16 protein-coding genes, 1 tRNA gene and 1 riboswitch are annotated in these 17,648 nt (G+C 71.9%); of the genes, 8 read left to right on the top strand and 9 right to left on the bottom strand.

Features of this window, described 5'->3' with window-relative positions; all coding sequences use genetic code 11:
* The first annotated feature begins 17 nt into the window (after positions 1-17).
* Positions 18-797 carry a phosphate ABC transporter ATP-binding protein PstB gene (gene pstB / locus ITJ55_RS09085; RefSeq protein WP_194595083.1) on the top strand — a complete coding sequence of 260 codons (780 nt, stop codon included), beginning with the start codon at positions 18-20 and terminating at the stop codon, positions 795-797.
* A 161-nt stretch (positions 798-958) separates the two neighbouring features.
* Here the strand turns inward: pstB and ITJ55_RS09080 are convergent, their stop codons facing one another.
* The 3 genes from ITJ55_RS09080 to ITJ55_RS09070 form a co-directional block, all read right to left on the bottom strand.
* Positions 959-1,888: an anti-sigma factor gene (locus ITJ55_RS09080; RefSeq protein ID WP_194595082.1), complete on the bottom strand. Its 930-nt coding sequence runs from the start codon at positions 1,886-1,888 to the stop codon at positions 959-961.
* Entirely contained in the window at positions 1,885-2,481 is a 597-nt protein-coding gene (locus ITJ55_RS09075) for a sigma-70 family RNA polymerase sigma factor (protein ID WP_056259481.1), read from the bottom strand. Before ITJ55_RS09075 ends, ITJ55_RS09080 begins: the two co-directional genes overlap by 4 nt.
* 738 nt (positions 2,482-3,219) lie before the next feature.
* Positions 3,220-3,849 carry a hypothetical protein gene (locus ITJ55_RS09070; RefSeq protein WP_055977451.1) on the bottom strand — a complete coding sequence of 210 codons (630 nt, stop codon included), beginning with the start codon at positions 3,847-3,849 and terminating at the stop codon, positions 3,220-3,222.
* Between the two features lie 174 nt (positions 3,850-4,023).
* On the opposite strand from ITJ55_RS09070, the gene ITJ55_RS09065 reads away from it, so the two are divergent.
* Positions 4,024-4,096: transfer RNA gene (locus ITJ55_RS09065), tRNA-Lys, on the top strand.
* A 773-nt stretch (positions 4,097-4,869) separates the two neighbouring features.
* On the opposite strand, the gene ITJ55_RS09060 is transcribed toward ITJ55_RS09065, so the two are convergent.
* Together ITJ55_RS09060 and ITJ55_RS09055 are read right to left on the bottom strand one after the other, a co-directional pair.
* Positions 4,870-5,820 carry an aldose 1-epimerase family protein gene (locus ITJ55_RS09060; RefSeq protein WP_194595081.1) on the bottom strand — a complete coding sequence of 317 codons (951 nt, stop codon included), beginning with the start codon at positions 5,818-5,820 and terminating at the stop codon, positions 4,870-4,872.
* Between the two features lie 44 nt (positions 5,821-5,864).
* Positions 5,865-6,746, bottom strand: a complete 882-nt coding sequence (locus ITJ55_RS09055; RefSeq protein WP_370544096.1) for a DeoR/GlpR family DNA-binding transcription regulator — start codon at positions 6,744-6,746, stop codon at positions 5,865-5,867.
* 79 nt (positions 6,747-6,825) lie between these two features.
* Between ITJ55_RS09055 and galT the strand changes: the two genes are divergently transcribed.
* Positions 6,826-7,929, top strand: a complete 1,104-nt coding sequence (galT, locus tag ITJ55_RS09050) for a galactose-1-phosphate uridylyltransferase (protein WP_194595080.1) — start codon at positions 6,826-6,828, stop codon at positions 7,927-7,929.
* The gene (gene galK / locus ITJ55_RS09045) at positions 7,926-9,131 is read left to right on the top strand and encodes a galactokinase (protein ID WP_194595079.1); all 1,206 of its coding nucleotides are present in this window, start codon (positions 7,926-7,928) and stop codon (positions 9,129-9,131) included. Before galT ends, galK begins: the two co-directional genes overlap by 4 nt.
* Positions 9,132-10,321: 1,190 nt before the next feature.
* Here the strand turns inward: galK and ITJ55_RS09040 are convergent.
* Both ITJ55_RS09040 and glyA read right to left on the bottom strand, forming a co-directional pair.
* The gene (locus ITJ55_RS09040) at positions 10,322-11,239 is read right to left on the bottom strand and encodes a bifunctional methylenetetrahydrofolate dehydrogenase/methenyltetrahydrofolate cyclohydrolase (protein ID WP_194595596.1); all 918 of its coding nucleotides are present in this window, start codon (positions 11,237-11,239) and stop codon (positions 10,322-10,324) included.
* 98 nt (positions 11,240-11,337) lie between these two features.
* Entirely contained in the window at positions 11,338-12,684 is a 1,347-nt protein-coding gene (gene glyA, locus ITJ55_RS09035; protein WP_370544095.1) for a serine hydroxymethyltransferase, read from the bottom strand.
* Between the two features lie 39 nt (positions 12,685-12,723).
* A riboswitch (ZMP/ZTP riboswitch) is annotated at positions 12,724-12,807 on the bottom strand.
* Positions 12,808-12,880: 73 nt separating this feature from the next.
* Here glyA and clpS point away from each other — a divergent pair.
* Both clpS and ITJ55_RS09025 read left to right on the top strand, forming a co-directional pair.
* Positions 12,881-13,186 carry an ATP-dependent Clp protease adapter ClpS gene (gene clpS, locus ITJ55_RS09030; protein WP_194595078.1) on the top strand — a complete coding sequence of 102 codons (306 nt, stop codon included), beginning with the start codon at positions 12,881-12,883 and terminating at the stop codon, positions 13,184-13,186.
* Positions 13,183-13,659 (top strand): DUF2017 domain-containing protein, encoded by a 477-nt coding sequence (locus ITJ55_RS09025; RefSeq protein WP_370544094.1) that lies wholly within the window; start codon positions 13,183-13,185, stop codon positions 13,657-13,659. Before clpS ends, ITJ55_RS09025 begins: the two co-directional genes overlap by 4 nt.
* Before the next feature lie 69 nt (positions 13,660-13,728).
* Here the strand turns inward: ITJ55_RS09025 and ITJ55_RS09020 are convergent, their stop codons facing one another.
* Positions 13,729-13,914 carry a PspC domain-containing protein gene (locus tag ITJ55_RS09020; protein ID WP_056259492.1) on the bottom strand — a complete coding sequence of 62 codons (186 nt, stop codon included), beginning with the start codon at positions 13,912-13,914 and terminating at the stop codon, positions 13,729-13,731.
* A gap of 47 nt (positions 13,915-13,961) precedes the next feature.
* On the opposite strand from ITJ55_RS09020, the gene ITJ55_RS09015 reads away from it, so the two are divergent.
* Together ITJ55_RS09015 and ITJ55_RS09010 are read left to right on the top strand one after the other, a co-directional pair.
* On the top strand, positions 13,962-15,674 hold the full coding sequence (locus ITJ55_RS09015) for an ABC-F family ATP-binding cassette domain-containing protein (RefSeq protein WP_194595077.1): 1,713 nt from the start codon (positions 13,962-13,964) through the stop codon (positions 15,672-15,674).
* A gap of 58 nt (positions 15,675-15,732) precedes the next feature.
* On the top strand, positions 15,733-16,902 hold the full coding sequence (locus ITJ55_RS09010) for an SGNH/GDSL hydrolase family protein (RefSeq protein ID WP_194595076.1): 1,170 nt from the start codon (positions 15,733-15,735) through the stop codon (positions 16,900-16,902).
* Between the two features lie 125 nt (positions 16,903-17,027).
* Here ITJ55_RS09010 and ITJ55_RS09005 read toward each other — a convergent pair whose 3' ends face one another.
* The gene (locus ITJ55_RS09005; RefSeq protein ID WP_194595075.1) at positions 17,028-17,621 is read right to left on the bottom strand and encodes a hypothetical protein; all 594 of its coding nucleotides are present in this window, start codon (positions 17,619-17,621) and stop codon (positions 17,028-17,030) included.
* Positions 17,622-17,648: the final 27 nt, after the last annotated feature.

The raw sequence follows: 17,648 nt of genomic DNA, 5'->3' as shown, positions 1-17,648 counted from the left end.
ACCCCGAAGGAATCACCGTGTCCAAGCGCATCGAGGTCAACGACCTCAACGTCTACTACGGCAAGTTCAAGGCCGTCGAAGACGTCAACATCACCATCGAGCCCCGCACGGTCACCGCGTTCATCGGCCCGTCCGGCTGCGGCAAGTCGACCTTCCTCCGCACGCTGAACCGCATGCACGAGGTCATCCCCGGTGCCTACGTCGAGGGCGAGGTGCTGATCGACGGCAACGACCTCTACAGCCCCGGCGTCGACCCGGTGCTCGTCCGCCGCCAGGTCGGCATGGTCTTCCAGCGCCCCAACCCGTTCCCGACGATGAGCATCCGCGACAACGTGCTCGCCGGCGTCAAGCTCAACAACCGTCGCATGTCGAAGGGCGACCAGGACGGCCTCGTCGAGTCGTCGCTGCAGGGTGCCAACCTCTGGAACGAGGTCAAGGACCGCCTCGACAAGCCCGGCTCCGGCCTCTCGGGCGGTCAGCAGCAGCGCCTGTGCATCGCGCGCGCCATCGCCGTCTCGCCCGACGTCGTGCTGATGGACGAGCCCTGCTCGGCCCTCGACCCGATCTCGACCCTCGCCATCGAGGACCTCATCGAAGAGCTCAAGCAGCAGTACACGATCGTCATCGTGACCCACAACATGCAGCAGGCCAGCCGCGTCAGCGACAAGACCGCGTTCTTCAACATCGCGGGCACCGGCAAGCCCGGCAAGCTGATCGAGTTCGACGACACCGCCAAGATGTTCTCGAACCCGAGCGTGCAGGCGACGGAAGACTACGTGTCGGGACGCTTCGGCTGATCGGGCACCGCGCCTCCTCGGGGGCGCACGGTCTCGGCACTCGCCGGGGCACACGAGAAGAGGCGGTCCACCGGGTGGTGGACCGCCTCTTCTCGTGCCGTGCGGAGCGGGGCCGGGCTGCCGGGCCGGGCTGTCGGGCCGCGACCGTCGGGCCGCCCGGGTCAGGCGCTGGGGATGGCGACGACCGGGTCGGTCGTGGGCGACGACGAGCCACCGCTGGGCTCGACCGTGATGCCGATCGTGTCGCCCGGGCTCTTCTCGCCCTTGAGCAGGTGCGTGGCCGGGGCGCTCGACGAGGCGTCGAAGGTGCCCGCGGGGACGGCACCGTCAGAACCGATGTACCAGAGCTCGTAGGTCTGGTCGCCGGGCAGCGAGGTCATGCCGTCGACGACGACCGCCGAGCGGCCGAGCTCGTCCGACCAGATCAGGGTGGCCTTGCCCCCGGTGCTGACGTCGGCGACCGAACGTTGGAAGTCGCTCGCCGCGTAGATCTCGTCGATGCCGGACGCCTGCTGCTCTTGCTGCTGACCGGTCTGGCCGAGGCCCTCGACGAGGGCTCCGCCGCCGAAGAACAGTGCGGCGGCCGCGGCGGCCGCCCCGAGGATCGCCACGGGCCGGGCGAACCAGCGACGGTGCGCGGCACCGGTGGCCGTGAGGACGCGGGCGCCCTCGGACTCGCTCGGCTCCATCTCGGGAGCCGGGGTGCGCTCGACGCGACGCTCGTGGTCGCCGTCACCCGCGCCTCCTGCGGTCGTGGTGCCATGGTCGGCCGTCGGGGCCGTCTCCGTGAGCGGCGGCAATTGGGGCGTCGACGCGATGAGGCCGAGGACGCTGGCGCGCAGCTCGGCAGAGGGCGTGACGGGCCGAGCAGCGTGGGCGAGCAACAGTGCTGTCTCTCTCAATTCGGCCACCTCCGTCCTGGTGTCGTCGTGCTGGTCTGATGTGTCGCCGAGGAGTTCCTCGAACGCGTGTCGTTCGTCGTCGCTCAACGCGTTGAGGACGTAGGCACCGGACAGGTCGTCGGTGTCGATCTTCGTGGGGCCCGCGTCGTCCGCGTGGCGGCCCCGCGTGGGTTCGTCGTGATCGCTCACGATGCCACTCCCATCTCGTCGCGCAGGCGGATCATGCCGTCGCGCAGTCTGGTCTTGACGGTGCCGATCGGCACGTCGAGGAGTTTCGCGACCTCGCTGTGGCTGAGGCCGCCGTAGTAGGCGAGCTTGACCGCCTGACGTTGCAGTTCGGTGAGGCGCCCCAGGGCCCTCTCGACCCGCTCGTGCTCGATGCGGATCTCGACGGACTCGGTGACCGAGTCGTAGTCGGTCTGCAGGTCGCGGACGCCGATCTTGAGGTCACGGTCGCGACCGGCCTGGGAGGCGCGGATGCGGTCCACGGCGCGGCGGTGCGCCATCGTGAGCATCCAGCTGGCGGCGCTGCCCCGAGCGGTGTCGAAGCGCGTCGCGTTCTGCCAGATCTCGAGGAAGACCTCTTGGGTCACCTCTTCGGACTGGGCGTGGTCCTTGAGGAGTCGCTTGACCAGGCCGAGCACGCGGGGCGCCGTCTGGTCGTACAGCTCGGCGAAGGCGGCTTGATCGCCCTGTGCGACTCGCGGCAGCAGTTCGTCGGGAGTCGACAGGGTGCGCCCGGGCTCGGGTGTCTCTGTCTCTCGGGTCACGAGTTCGAGCATGTCAGGGTTCACCTCCGGTCGCACTGTTCGTGGAGTCGTGGGGCACGATCCGGGGCGGATCGTGATGTGGTGCTGGTGGTGCGGCGTCGCTGGGGTGGTGCTGGGTGGTGCGATGTTGCCGGGTGGTGCGGTGTTCGGGGTGTGAGCGGGACCCCCTGCGATGCGACCGTCTGGGATGGCGTTCAGGCCCGGTGCATCGCAGGGAGACCAGCCCGCCGACGCCCGATGCTTAGGGAGGACGGGAGTCGGCGGGGGATCGTGCATCCTCACGTCAAGGGTTCGACACCGGGCCCCGGGTGGATTGGACGAACATTCGCGCCGTGACGGCGCGCGGGCGCCTGGCGTGCCGATCCGGGCCACGGGTGGGCCCGTCGTGGACCGCAGGTGGGCCCATGGAGGACCGCAGGAGGCGATGGTCACCCCGCGAGGGAGGGGGCGGCCGAGCGGCACGCGTGCTTCTCGACCGAGTGGTGAGGACTCGGGAGGAAAGGGTGCCGGACCGCAGAAACGCCTCTCGGCGCGAGGCCGCTCGAAGCGGCTAAATTTGGAGCCCGGGGTTACTGCGGCCCGACCAGAGAGACTTTACCCGCCCCACGCCCGACGGGCCGACGAGTTCGCGTCGTGCGAACGCGGCCCCCGCTCGCGCGTGTCGCTGTGCGTCCGGTCGCGTCGCACGCCGCGCCGCGCCGCCGTCGTCCGTTCTCTCTCGCTCGTGCCCGTGCCCGCGCCGGCCAGCGTTCAGTCGAGGCTGTCGTCGCGCCACAGGTGGGCGCAGGCGACGAGATCGACGCCGAGTTCGCTGAAGCGCAGGGCCCGCCGGGTGAGTTCGCCGGCGCGGTCGGAGCCGACGGCGTCTTGGTCGTCGGCGACCGACGTGGCGCCGGCGGCGGCGAGGCGGCAGAACGCGGCACCCCGCTCGAGGGCGATGGCGAAGTCGCCCACGAACACCCCGCGCAAGATCAGGTCGGCGAGCTCGAGGATCTCTTCAGGGCTGGCCGGCGCCGGCGCACCCGCGACCACCGGGTCGATCGTCGTGGCGACCTCGACCCCGCGCTCGAAGAGTTGCGTCACCTCGACCGGGTTCTGCCGGATGACGGCGCGCACGAGGTAGATGCGCCAGAGCGCCCCGGGCAGGCTGTGCGGGCTCGCCCGTGCCCACAGCTCGGCGACGGCGTCGATGCCGTGCTGGTCGGTGAACGTGACGAGCCGGTCGAGGATCTCGGGGCTCGGGTCGTGCTTGACGCGCGCGACGAGGGCCGAGGCCGACTCGTGGGCGACGCGGTTCATCGTCGCGGGGTCGTCTCCGCCCTGGAAGGCTTCGAACTCGGACCCCGAGAACTGGGTCGGGCGGTGGAAAGGTCTCGGCACCGGACCCACGATAGGCGTGCCCACCGACACCGACCCGGACGTTCGCCCACGGCATGACGCCCGGTGGGCGACGACACCGAGGAGGCGCGGCTCGGCCCGCCCGCGACCACGCCGCCCCCGCGGGGTCGGGCCTGGCGAACACGGGCCGCGGCATCCCGTAAAGTGGACGCGCACGGGCCTCTAGCTCAGTTGGTAGAGCATCGGACTTTTAATCCGCGGGTCGTGGGTTCGAGCCCCACGGGGCCCACCGTCTGCAATTCACCCGAGGCATCGCCTCCGAGGCGTCGCCTCCGGGCCGTCGCCTCCGGGCCGTCGCCTCCGGGCCGTCGCCTCCGCGGCCCCGAACGCTCGGCCCTCGTCTCGGGGGCACCACGTGCGGGTGCGGCCGAGGCTCGGGCGGGGCGGTAGGGCGGGGCCGACGTCGCACCCGAATGCGGAGGCCCCACCCCGAGAGACCCGGACCCGAATCCTGTCCCCCGATTCCAGACGGTCCCTGGCCGCCTGTTAAGCGGAGACCATACGCCCCCTGCGCGTCGCGTGACAGACATTCTGTCGAGGGCGAGAGAAAGCGCCCTTCCGGTTCGGGTCGGGAAGGGCGCTCGGCCTCCCCGCGACAGGTGTCGGGCATGTCGCATGGGTCTTCAGGGGTACGTCAGGGCCGGGCGACCCCGGAGAGGCAATCTTCGACGCTACGCGCGCCGTGATGGGCGCGAACCCAGGTGACGCAAATCGGACAGTCGGTCGGGCGAGGAAGGACACCCGCCCGAGCATCCCCGAGGTTTCCTCTTGTCTTGTCGTGGGATCGGCTGTAGTTTTTGGGCATCGGCCCGGACCCCGCTGTGATCGGCGGCTCTGTGTGTCCTCAGGCCCGCCGACCACGACGACGGTCACAGCTCGCGTTCCGCGCGAGCTGCGACCTCAGGCGAGGACGACACCGACCCGAAACGGTGTCGCCGGCCGAACGCGGGGCCGGGAGCAACGGCGCTCCCGGGCCCGCACCCTCTCGCGCCGCGCTCCGACCTACGAGGCCGTGGCGCCTGCTGCCCGGTACCGCACTCCCCAGCTGCCCGTCCACGTCTCGCCTTCGTCGAGCCACCGCAGCCCCTCGCCCGAGGCGAGGGCGTTGGCCGGCGCCGTCATCGGCTCGGCGGCGACCGCCAGACCCTTCACCCCGTCACGGGGGAAGTTGCGCGGCGTGAACACCTGCACGTACTCGAACGACGGGTCTTGCCAGAGCTCGGTCGCCGAGCCGTCGGGCGCGGAGAAGGTCGTCGTGCGGACGCCGTCGTCGTCGGGCTCGACGTCGCGGTAGCCCGTGTCGAGGTCGAGGTCGCCCACGAGCGGCCCGTGCGAGAGGTCGTACCGCGTGCCGGCCACCGGCGAGATGCCGACCGGGATGCTGCTCTCGTCCACCTCGTACCGGGTCGCCGCCGCGAGCGTCACCCTGAGGGTCGCCGGGTCGTGGTCGCCCACCCGGAAGAACGGGTGCGACCCCACGGCGAACGGTGCCCGGCCGACGCCGACGTTGGTGATCGCGTGCGTCACCACCATGCCGTCGGCCACGAGCTCGTGCCGCACGGTCGTGTCGAGCTGGAACGGCCAGCCGTGCTGCGGGTACACCGTCGCGGCGAGGGTCACCGCGTGCGGCTCACGCTCGACCACCTGGTAGGCCGTGTACCTCAGCAGCCCGTGGCTGGCGTTGCCCTTGGCCGCCTCGGTGAGGTCGAGCTGCTGCTCGTGACCGTCGAGCGACCAGCGACCGCCGGCCACGCGGTTCGGCCAGGGCACGAGCGTGATGCCGCACGCCGAGGGCGGCGTCTCGTCGGCGCCGAACGTCTCGGTCAGCGCGACGCCGTCGACGGCCAGGGCACGGATGCCCGCCGCGACCTGCGTCACGATGCCCGTCACGGTGTGACCGTCTCGCTCGAGGGTGAGCTCGTACTGTTCTCCGGTCGGGTTGCTCGTCGTCATCGCTCCAGTCTCGCTCTCGGGTGCCCGTGGCGTCCGGGCCCGGGTCAGGGACGCGAGGGGGCCGGGTCGTGAGGAGGCGCGTCGACCTCGCCCGCGCCTCCTGCGGTCGTGCCTCGCGCGGCCACCACGTCGAGGCCCGCCCGCCGGAGCTCGGCGACGGAGGCATCGTCGGCGCCCGCCGTGATCAGCGCCTCGAAGGTGTCGAGCGGGCCGATCACGCCGAGGTGGGCCTCGCCGAGCTTGCTGCCGTCGGCGACGATGTACGACCGGCGGGCCGTCTGGGTCATGAGGCGCTTGAGGTCGGTCTCGGGCAGGTTCACGTTCGTGACGCCGTGGGTCGCGTGCACGCCGGTGCAGCCGATGAAGGCCAGGTCGGCGGTGATGCCGGCGAACACGCTCGTCGCCAACGGGTTGACCAGCGAGTGCTGCAGGGGCCGCAGCGTGCCGCCCGACACGATCACGGTGAACCGCGGCACGGCCTGTTCGAGCGCCAATGCGATGGTGAGGCCGTTGGTGACGACGACGACGCCCTCGAGCTCGTGCCGTTCGAGCAGCGCCAGCGCGATCTGCGTAGTGGTCGTGCCGACGTCGAGCACCACGCAGTCGCCCGAGCGCACCAGCGACGCGGCCTCGACCCCGATGGCCCGCTTGGCCTCGGTCGACACCGAGCTCTCTTCTTCGAACGGCCGCTCGGCCGGTCGGTCGACCGACAACGCCCCGCCGTGCACGCGCGACAAGAGGCCGTCGGCGGCGAGGCTCTCGAGGTCGGTGCGGATGGTCACCTCGGACAACCGGAACTCTCGCGCCAGCTCGGCGGTGCGGACGAACCCACGCCGACCGACGAGGTCGGCGATGCGGTCGCGCCGACGCTCGCCGGGCAGCACCGCGGGCTGCGCCGCCGGTCGAGGGGTCGAGTTGCCGTCCACCCGGCTAGTTTCGTATGCTTTCACGTACTTTCGCAACTGCAAGTCGTGGTCGCGAGTGCCCCGAACAGAAGGAGGCGCGATGTCGTCCATCACGAAGCGCGCGACGGTCCTGGCCGACGGTCGCGAACTCATCTACTTCGACGACGCCGACACGACCCTGTCGGCCGAACGACGCGTCGACGCCCGCACGCTCGACCCCCGGCCCGACACGGCGACCATGCGCCAGGACGCCCTGACCGGCGAGTGGGTGTCGATCGCCGCCTCCCGGCAGAACCGCGTGTTCCTGCCGCCCGCCGAGCTCGACCCGCTCGCGCCGGCCAGCGAGACGAACCCGTCCGAGATCCCCGACGTCTACGACGTCGCCGTGTTCGAGAACCGCTCGCCGTCGTTCGGTCCGCTGCTCGAGAGCGACGACGCCCCCACCGGTCTCGACGACCTCGGTCGCATCGGGCTGGAGCGCACCCGGCGCAGCGTCGGCCGCTGCGAGGTCGTCTGCTTCAGCCCCGAGACCCACGGTTCGTTCGCCGACCTGAGCGAGTCACGCGCCCGCACCGTGGTCGAGGCGTGGGCCGACCGCACGGCGGCCCTGTCGGCCCTGCCCGGCATCCAGCAGGTGTTCCCCTTCGAGAACCGCGGCCAGGCCATCGGCGTCACGCTCCACCACCCGCACGGCCAGATCTACGCGTACCCCTACGTCACCCCGCGCACGACTCGCCTGCTCGACAGCATCGAGACCTACGGCCCGACCCTGTTCGCCGACCTGCTCGACCGTGAGCGCTCGGGCCCCCGGGTCGTCCTCGCCGGCGAGCACTTCACGGCGTTCGTGCCGTTCGCCGCGCGCTGGCCGATCGAGATCCACCTGCTGCCGCACCGCCACGTGCCCGACTTCGCGGCGTTGACCGACGACGAACGCGACGAGCTCGCGATCATGTACCGGCGCCTCCTGCGCGGCGTCGACGCCCTGTACGACGACCCGACCCCCTACATCGCGGCGTGGCACCAGGCGCCGGTCGGCGTCGGTCGCGACACCGTCCGCCTGATGCTGCAGATCACCTCGCCGCGTCGGGCCGAGAGCAAGTTGAAGTTCCTGGCAGGCTCCGAGGCGGCGATGGGAGCCTGGGTGGGCGACCTCGTCCCCGAGGTGCAGGCCGACCGAATCCGAGAGGCGATCGAGCGATCATGACCGACACCCCCACTCCCCCGCGTTTCACCGACGTCTTCGACACCGAGGTCGTCGGTCGCTGGTCCGCCCCGGGTCGCGTGAACCTGATCGGCGAGCACACCGACTACAACGACGGTTTCGTGCTGCCGTTCGCCATCGACCGACGCACCACCGTCACGGTCGGCCACCGCGACGACCGCCTGCTGCGCGTCGCGTCGTCGTTCGAGGCCGGCGTGCACGAGATCTCGCTCGACGACCTCGACCCGGCCGCGATGTCGGGCTGGTCGGCTTACGCGTTCGGCATCGCCTGGGCCCTCTCCGTGGCTCACGACCGGGCCGACTCACCCTCGTTCGCCGCCGCCGGGGGCGACCTGTCGACGATCGACCTGTCCGACGTGCAGGGGCTCGACCTCTTCGTCGAGTCCGAGGTGCCGGTCGGCGCCGGGCTGTCGTCGTCCGCCGCGCTCGAGTGCTCGGTGGCCGTGGCGTTCTCCGAACTTTGGTCGCTCGACATCAACCGCGCGGCCTTGGCCGCGGTGGGGCAGCTCGCCGAGAACGAGGCCGTCGGCGCCCCGACCGGCATCATGGACCAGTCCGCCTCGCTGCTCGGCCGGGCCGACTCCGGGGTGTTCCTCGACTGCCGCAGCCTCGACGCCGACGTCGTCGACCTCGGCTTCGCCGCCGCCGGGCTCGAGGTGCTCGTCGTCGACACCCATGTCGAACACGCCCATGCCACCGGCGGCTACGTCGAGCGCCGTGCCTCGTGCGAGAAGGGCGCCGCCGCGCTCGGCGTCGACTCGCTGCGTGACCTCGACGCCGACGACCTCGACCGGGCCGAAGAACTGCTCGACGACGAGACGTTCCGCCGCGTCCGTCACGTCGTCACCGAGAACCAGCGGGTGCTCGACACCGTCCGCACGCTCCGCACCGACGGCCCCCGGGCGATCGGCCACCTGCTCGACGCCTCGCACGTCTCGATGCGCGACGACTTCGAGATCTCGGTGCCCGAGCTCGACCTCGCCGTCGCCACCGCCCAGGCCACGGGTGCCGTCGGCGCCCGCATGACCGGCGGCGGCTTCGGCGGCTCGGCCATCGCCCTCGTCCCGACCGAGGCCCGCGCCGACGTCGAGGCCGCGATCGTCGCCGCCTTCGCCGAGGCCGGCCACACCGCGCCGACCGTCTTCACCGTCCACGCCGCCGAGGGCGCCCGCCGCGACGCCTGACGCCTGCCGCGTGCGGCCGGGCGGCGTGCGGCCCGCAGCCGGGCGGCCGGGCGGCCGGGCGGCCGGGCGGCCGGGTGGCCGGGTGGCGTGCGGCCCGCAGTCGGGCAGCCAGGCACCGGTCAGCCGGGCGGCGTGAGGAGGCGGTCGGCACCGCGAGACAGCCACAGCACCACGAGATGGGCACAGCACCAGGGGAAAACCTGGCGCTGTGCCCTTTTCTGGTGTGCCGGGTGCGGCGGCGGCACACCCCGCCACGAGGTACACACGCCGCCACGTCATCGGGTGGCGGCGTGTTTACCTCGTGGCGGGATGACGGCACGACCCCGACGCCGCACCACGGGCCAGGCCACCGCATCGCGAGACGGCCACACCACCACGAGATGGGCACAGCACCAGGGGAAAACCTGGCGCTGTGCCCATCTTCTGGCGTGCTGGGTACGGCGGCGGCACACCCCGCCACGAGGTACACACGCCGCCACGTCATCGGGTGGCGGCGTGTTTACTTCGTGGCGGGATGACGGCACGACCCCGACGCCGCACCACGGGCCAGGCCACCGCATCGCGAGACGGCCACACCACCACGAGACGGCCACGGCATCACGAGATGGGCACAGCACCAGGGGAAAACCTGGCGCTGTGCCCATCTTCTGGCGTGCTGGGTGCGGCGGCGGCACGGCCCGCCACGAAGTACACACGCCGCCACGTCATTGCGTGGCGGCGTGTGTACTTCGTGGCGGGGTGAGGGCACGACCCCGACGCCGCACCACGGGCAAGGCCACCGCACCGCGAGGCGGCCACACCACCACGAGACGGCCACACCACCAGGAGATGGCCACGGCACCACGAGATGGGCACAGCACCAGGGGAAAACCTGGCGCTGTGCCCATCTTCTGGCGTGCTGGGTGCGGCAGCGGCACAGCCCGCCACGAAGTACACACGCCGCCACGTCATTGCGTGGCGGCGTGTGTACTTCGTGGCGGGATGAGGGCACGACCTCGCCGCAGCATCACGGGCAAGGCCACACCACCACGAGGCGGCCACCGCACCGCGAGGCGGCCACACCACCACGAGACGGCCACCGCACCGCGAGGCGGCCACAGCACCACGAGATGGGCACAGCACCGCGAGATGGGCACAGCACCAGGGGAAAACCTGGCGCTGTGCCCATCTTCTGGCGTGGTGCGGGGGCGTCAGAGGCGGTCGGCGGCCTCGACCACGTTCTTCAGGAGCATGGCGCGGGTCATCGGCCCGACGCCGCCGGGCACGGGTGACTGGAAGCCCGCGACCGCGGCGACGGCCGGGTCGACGTCGCCGCGCAGCTTGTACTTGCCGGTCTCCTCGTTCAGCACGCGGGTGATGCCGACGTCGATGACGGCCGCGCCGGGCTTGACCCAGTCCGGCTTGACCAGCCCTGCGACTCCGGCGGCGGCCACCACGATGTCGGCGCGGCGCACCTCGGCGGCGACATCGACCGTCCGGGAGTGCGTCAGGGTCGCCGTCGCCTCGAGGCGGGTCAGCAGCAGCCCGAGGGGACGCCCGACCGTCAGGCCCTGCCCGATGATCGTCACGTGGGTGCCGGCGATCGGGATGTCGTAGGCGTGCAACATCTCGACGATGCCCCGCGGCGTGCAGGGCAGGGGCGTGTCGATCGAGCCCTTGCCGCCGGGCACCGCCAGGACGAGCTCGCCCAGGTTGACGGGGTGCAGGCCGTCGGCGTCCTTGGCGGGGTCCATCAGCTCGAGCATCGCCGTCGGGTCGATGCCGGCCGGCAGCGGCAGCTGGATGATGAACGCGGTCACGGCCGGGTCGGCGTTCATCGCCTCGATCGCCTGCCGGATCTCGGCCTCGGTCGCCGTGTCGGGCAGGTCGATGCGGATCGACTCGATGCCGACCTCGGCGCAGTCCCGGTGCTTGCCCGCGACGTACGAGAGCGAGCCGGGGTTGGCGCCGACCAGGATGGTGCCCAGCCCGGGTGCGATGCCGCGTGCTTTGAGGGCGTCGACTCGCTGGCGCAGGTCGTCCTTCACGGCCGCGGCGAGGGCCGTGCCGTCGATCTTGACCGCGGACGCCTCGTCGCCGGGGACGAAACGGGTGCGCTCGAGCGTCACCGCGCCTCCGGACCGAGCGCCTGCGCCCGACGCACCGCCAGCGCCGACGCTCGACCCCGACGCGACGCCCGCCGGCGTGCCGGCCGTGACGTCAGCGCTCACGCGTAGAGCGGGAAGGCGTCGGTCAGCGCCTTGACGCGGGCCGCGAGGGCCTCGACGTCGGGCGACGGCATCAGCGTGAGCGCGATGATGTCGGCGACCTCGGCGAACTCGGCGTCCGAGAAACCGCGGGTCGCGAGGGCCGAGGTGCCGATGCGGACGCCCGAGGTGACCATGGGCGGACGGGGGTCCCACGGGACCGAGTTGCGGTTCACCGTGATGCCGACGTCGTGCAGCAGGTTCTCGGCCTGCTTGCCGTCGACCTCGCTGGCCCGCAGGTCGACGAGCACCAGGTGCACGTCGGTGCCGCCGGTCAGCACGTCGACGCCGGCCGCCTTCGCGTCGTCGGCCGTGAGCCGGGCCGCGAGCGCCTGGGCACCGCGGATGGTGCGCTCTTGGCGGTCTGTGAACTCGGGTTCGGCGGCGAGCTTGAACGCCGTCGCCTTGGCCGCGATGACGTGCATCAGCGGGCCGCCCTGCTGACCGGGGAACACGGCCGAGTTGAGCTTCTTGAACAGCGGCTCGTGGTTCGAGAGGATCACGCCCGAGCGGGGGCCCGCGAGGGTCTTGTGCACGGTCGACGAGACGACGTGCGCGTGCGGCAGGGGCGACGGGTGCAGACCGGCGGCGACGAGGCCGGCGAAGTGGGCCATGTCGACCCAGAGGTACGCGCCGACCTCGTCGGCGATGGCACGGAAGGCGGCGAAGTCGAGCTGGCGGGGGTAGGCCGACCAGCCGGCGATGATCACCTTCGGCTGGTGCTCGATCGCCTGGCGACGGACGACGTCCATGTCGATCAGGTAGGTCTCGGGGTCGACCTCGTAGGCGACGGCCTTGTACATCTTGCCCGAGAAGTTGAGCTTCATGCCGTGGGTGAGGTGACCGCCGTGCGACAGCTCGAGGCCGAGGATCGTGTCGCCGATGTCGGCGATGGCGGCCAGCACCGCGGCGTTGGCCTGGGCGCCCGAGTGGGGCTGCACGTTGGCGAACTCGGCGCCGAACAGCGACTTGGCGCGCTCGATGGCGAGGTTCTCGGCGACGTCGACGAACTCGCAGCCGCCGTAGTAGCGACGGCCGGGGTAGCCCTCGGCGTACTTGTTGGTCAGCACCGAGCCCTGCGACTCGAGCACGGCACGCGGCACGAAGTTCTCGGACGCGATCATCTCGAGGTAGTCGCGCTGACGGCCGAGCTCTTGCTCGAGGACGGCGGCGATCTCGGGGTCGACGACCGAGAGCGGCTGGTTGAAGGTCGACGGCTGGCGGTCGGTCGAGGCGGCAGCGGTCGACGCGGCTGCGGTGTCGGCGGCGTCGGAGGTCGAGGCGGCGGTCTGGTCGGAGATGGTCACGGAGGACTCCTTGGCACACGGGACGGACGGAGGGTCGGATGTCGTGGCCCAGGCGTACGGCCACGCACGTGTGTCAGTCGCTCCCCGATGGTGACCATCTGAACGCCAGTCGCGACCCGCACAGCATAACAAGCGGACCCCGGGGCCGGAAGCCGGGCGACGGCCCGCTCCGAGGCCCGTGTGACACCCTGGGCGGGTGACCGCGACCCTCGACGACACCCGTACGGGAACGGAGGCCGACCCGCGCCTCCTGACCTCGCCCGACACCCCGTGGGTGACGCTCGTCTGGGACGACCCGGTCAACCTGATGACCTACGTGACCCACGTCTTCGAGACCTACTTCGGCTTCGGCCGGGCCGAGGCGAAGCGGCTGATGATGCGGGTGCACACCGAGGGCCGCGCGGTCGTCGCGACGGGCAACCGCGAGGCGATGGAACGTCACGTCGAGGCGATGCACGACTACGGCCTGTGGGCGACCCTGTCGAAGGAGGACGAGGCGTGACGCTCGTGCCGTTCGTCCGCGCCCGGGGCGGTGACGAGGTCCGCGTGCGGCTCGACGCCGACGAGCGGGGCCTGCTCTCGGACCTGGTCGGCCAACTGCTGGGGCTGCTCGAGAAGGGTGACGAGGGCGATCCGGCCCTGGCGCGCCTCCTGCCCGCGGCGTACCGCGACGACGACGAGGCGGCAGCCGAGTTCCGCCGCTTCACGGCCGACGACCTGACCCGGCGCAAGATCGAGAACGGACGCGCGGTGCTCACCTCGCTCGACGCGCCCGAGACCGGGCTCGACCGGGCTGCGCAACAGTCGTGGCTGCGCACCCTGAACGACCTGAGATTGACCCTCGGCGAGCGCCTCGGCGTCACGGCCGACGGCGTCGCCCCGAGCGACGACCCGCAGCTGCGCGCCATGGGCCACGTCTTCGACTGGCTGGGCTACCTGCAGGAGGCGCTGCTGAGGTCCCTGCCCAAGCGCTGACCCGGCGCCACGGGTCACGAGCGCCAAGGCGGACGCCCGGCGGTCGCCCGGTGAGCGTCCGGCGAGGGCCTAGCGGTCCTCTTTCGGGAACACGACCCAGAGCACGAGGTACACGAGCACCTGCGGCCCGGGCAGGATGATCGACAGCACGAAGATCAGTCGCACGAGGAAGGCGCTGATGCCGAAGCGGGCGGCGAGGGCGGCGCAGACTCCGGCGATGATCTTGCCGCGGCGGGGACGAGTGAGGGTGGCCATGCGTCGAGCATGCCAGGCCCGACGGGCCGGTGCGCGAGAATGGCCGGATGAGCGCTTCACTCGTGGCCAAGGGCCTGGCCGGCGGCCACGGGCACCGCACGCTGTTCGACGACCTCGACCTGACGGTCGCCCCGGGCGACGTCGTGGGCGTGGTGGGCGTGAACGGGGCCGGCAAGTCGACGTTGCTGCGCCTCCTCGCCGGGGTCGACGAGCCGCAGGCCGGCACGGTCACCCTCTCGCCCGGCGACGCCTTCGTCGGCTGGCTACCGCAGGAGCACGATCGCGTACCCGGCGAGACCGTCGCCGACTACATCGGTCGCCGGACCGGCAGCACACAGGCCACCGCCGAGATGGACGCCGCGGCCGCGGCCCTCGGCGACCCCGACCCGGCCCCGCGCGCCGACGGGCTCGACCCCGCCGACGTCTACTCGACGGCCCTCGACCGGTGGCTCGCCAGCGGAGCCGCCGACCTCGACGAGCGCCTGCCCCAGGTGCTCGCCGACCTCGGCCTCGCGACGCCCCGCTCCGCCGCCGGCAGCGACGACGAGGTCGCGGTCGGCCCCGACAGCCCGATGACCGGCCTCAGCGGGGGCCAGGCGGCCCGCGTCGGCCTCGCCGCCCTGCTGCTCAGCCGCTTCGACGTCGCCCTGCTCGACGAGCCCACCAACGACCTCGACCTCGACGGCCTCGAACGGCTCGAGCGCTTCGTCCAGGGCCAGCGCGGGGGCATCGTGCTCGTCAGCCACGACCGCGAGTTCCTCGCCCGGTGCGTCACGAAGGTGCTCGAGCTCGACCTGGCGCAGTCGTCGAACCGGGTCTTCGGGGGCGGCTACGACGCCTACCTCGACGAGCGCGAGACCGCCCGTCGTCACGCCCGCGAGGCCTACGACGAGTTCGCCGACAAGAAGGCCGACCTCGTCGGCCGTGCCCGCACGCAACGCGAGTGGTCGAGCCAGGGCGTCCGCAACGCCATGAAGAAGGCGCCTGACAACGACAAGATCCGCCGCAAGGCCTCGGCCGAGTCGAGCGAGAAGCAGGCCCAGAAGGTCCGCCAGATGGAGAGCCGCATCGCCCGACTCGACGAGGTCGACGAGCCGCGCAAAGAGTGGCAGCTCGAGTTCACCATCGGTGCCGCGCCCCGCTCGAGCGCGGTCGTCTCGACCCTCATCGGCGCCGTGTTCCGCCAGGGCGACCCCGCGACGGGCGAGTTCGTGCTCGGCCCGGTCTCGGTGCAGGTGAACGGCGGCGACCGCATCGGCATCACCGGCCCCAACGGTGCCGGCAAGTCGACCCTGCTGCGCGGCCTGCTCGGCCGGCAGGCACCGAGCGTAGGAGGCGCGAGCCGCGGAGCCAGCATCGCCGTCGGTGAGATCGACCAGGCTCGCGCGCTGCTGGCCGGCGACGTGCCGTTGGCCGACGCGTTCGAGGCGCTCGTGCCCGACTGGCCCCAGGCCGAGGTGCGGACGCTGCTCGCCAAGTTCGGGCTGAAGGCCGACCACGTCTCGCGCCCGGTGGACGAGCTCTCGCCGGGCGAGCGCACGCGCGCCGGCCTCGCCCTGCTGCAGGCCCGCGGCGTCAACGTGCTCGTGCTCGACGAACCCACGAACCACCTCGACCTCGCCGCGATCGAGCAGCTCGAACAGGCCCTCGAGTCGTACGACGGCACGCTGCTGCTCGTCACCCACGACCGCCGCATGCTCGAGACCGTGCGGCTCGACCGTCACTGGCGCGTCGACGGCGGCACCGTCACCGAGTCGTGAGCCGGTCGACGGCCCTGCCGGCGAACGGCCCCCGCGTGCCTCGACTACCGTCGTCCTCATGACCCGCACCACCCGACTGGTCGCGGTCGCCGCCGCCCTCGCCCTGTTGACGGGCTGCACGGCGAACCCGACCGTCCCGAGCGAGCCCACGGGCGACGCCTCCGTCGACGCGACCTCGTCGGCCGGCCCGACCCGCGCCTCCTCGGAGCTCGCCGACTGGGCCACGGCCCTCGACGACCGTGACGACTACCCCGCCCGCTGGGTCGCCGTCGGCGACTCGATCACCGAGGGCATGGGCGCCTCGACCGTGGACTCCCGCTGGATCGACCTCACCCTCGACGGCCTGCGCGAGCGCTACCCGACCGACGACGTGCCGGGCGGGGTCGGCTACCGGCCCGCCGCGTTCGCCGTCGCGCCGCCGGCGTCGACCTGGGCGCGCTGGGCGACGAGCAGCGAGGGGCCCGTCTCGGCGTCCTCCCGCACCGCGGACCTCGGCTACCGCTCGGTCACCCTCGGGGCCGGCGCGACCACGACCTACGCGTTCACCGGCACCGGCCTCGACCTCTGGTGGACCAGCGGCCGCGGCACCTTCAGCTACGCGATCGACGACGGCGACGCCGTCGAGGTCGACACGCACGACTCGATGGCGACGAGCGGCATCACCCCCGTGAGCGACCTCGACGCAGGTCAGCACACCGTGACGATCCACGCCCACTCGGCCGTCGACCTCGAGGGCCTCACGGCGTACGACGGCGACCGCGACCGCGGCGTCTCGCTCTTCGACTCGTCGCGCTCGGGCGCGACGGCGCGCACCTTCACGGCCGACCTGCCCGGGTTCCTCGACTCGGTCGCGGCGGCGGCCCCCGACCTCGTGACCGTCACGCTCGGCGCCAACGACGCGTTCACCCGCACGCCCGCCGAGTTCGAGGACGACTACCGCACCCTGATCGAGGGCCTGCAGGGCCTCGACGACCCGCCGTCGATCATGCTGATCGGCGAGTTCGTGCCCGGCACGAACCTCACCCGCGGGCTGGCCGGCGACGTCGACGACTACCGGGCGGTCGTCGAGCGGCTCGCGACGGAGTCCGGCAGTGCCTACGTCGACCTCTCCGACGCGTTGCCCGCCGACGGCGTCGCCTCGCTGCTCTCGGCCGACGGGGTGCACCCGAACGACGCCGGGCAACGCGTCATCGCCGACTTCGTGCTCGACCGCATCAGCGTCGGCTGACTCGCCGCGCGGCGCCGACCGAGCCCCCTCGGCTCAGCGGCCAGCGGCCAGCGGGCGTCGATTGGTCGACCGGAGCCGAGGAGGCGCGGGCGCGTCACGAGAACGACGCCCGCACCCGGCGCGCTTCAGTCGAAGAGGCCGTAGGCGGCGTCGAGCGTCTCGTCGGTGCTGAGCGGGGCGGTGTCGCCGGCACCCGTCGCGGTGACGGCGATCAGGCCGTGGGGCGAGATGATCGTAGTGACCGACGCCGTGATTCCTTGCTGCGTTCCAGTCTGCGAGAACGCCTGACCACCGAACGCGGACACCCGTGAGTCGTCGATTGATTCAACGCCCTCTGCTGCTTCGGCATCGTCTATCTGGGCCTGCAGCTCAGAATCACTCAACTCGTTCTGCTGCGTTACGACGAGTATCCCGCTGGCATCCGCGACGTTGCTGGCATCCACACCCGGTGATAGCCAAGCGCATGTCCCCTGGTCGTTTTGGAAGGCATTGTTCGAATTTGGTTCCAGTCCGTCGATGACCGGGCCGAGCGCAGAGGCGATGTCGTCGCAGCTAGCAAGATCATTCAAGGTGCCCTCGCCGGACGCGGTCGACCCCGAGCCGCCGGAGCCGGCCGACGACCCGCCGGACGCGGCGTCGTCGTCGCCACCCGCGCCTCCTGACGTGCAGCCGGCGAGCAGCAGGCCGAGGGCGAGCACGCCCGTGGTGGTGGCCGTCACGGCCGTTCTGCGCATGGACGTGGCCAT

It is taken from the genome of Frigoribacterium sp. VKM Ac-1396 (assembly GCF_015350895.1).
Taxonomy (GTDB): domain Bacteria; phylum Actinomycetota; class Actinomycetes; order Actinomycetales; family Microbacteriaceae; genus Frigoribacterium.
The sequence above is the reverse complement of the archived record's forward strand: the minus strand, read 5'-3'. Positions and strand labels throughout refer to the sequence as shown.

Coding starts and splice junctions, on each gene's coding strand:
- ITJ55_RS09015 (WP_194595077.1), top strand. CDS start 13,962: ATGAGCGCTTCACTCGTGGCCAAGGGCCTGGCCGGCGGCCACGGGCAC.
- ITJ55_RS09060 (WP_194595081.1), bottom strand. CDS start 5,820: ATGACGACGAGCAACCCGACCGGAGAACAGTACGAGCTCACCCTCGAG.
- ITJ55_RS09010 (WP_194595076.1), top strand. CDS start 15,733: ATGACCCGCACCACCCGACTGGTCGCGGTCGCCGCCGCCCTCGCCCTG.
- galK (WP_194595079.1), top strand. CDS start 7,926: ATGACCGACACCCCCACTCCCCCGCGTTTCACCGACGTCTTCGACACC.
- ITJ55_RS09075 (WP_056259481.1), bottom strand. CDS start 2,481: ATGCTCGAACTCGTGACCCGAGAGACAGAGACACCCGAGCCCGGGCGC.
- ITJ55_RS09020 (WP_056259492.1), bottom strand. CDS start 13,914: ATGGCCACCCTCACTCGTCCCCGCCGCGGCAAGATCATCGCCGGAGTC.
- galT (WP_194595080.1), top strand. CDS start 6,826: ATGTCGTCCATCACGAAGCGCGCGACGGTCCTGGCCGACGGTCGCGAA.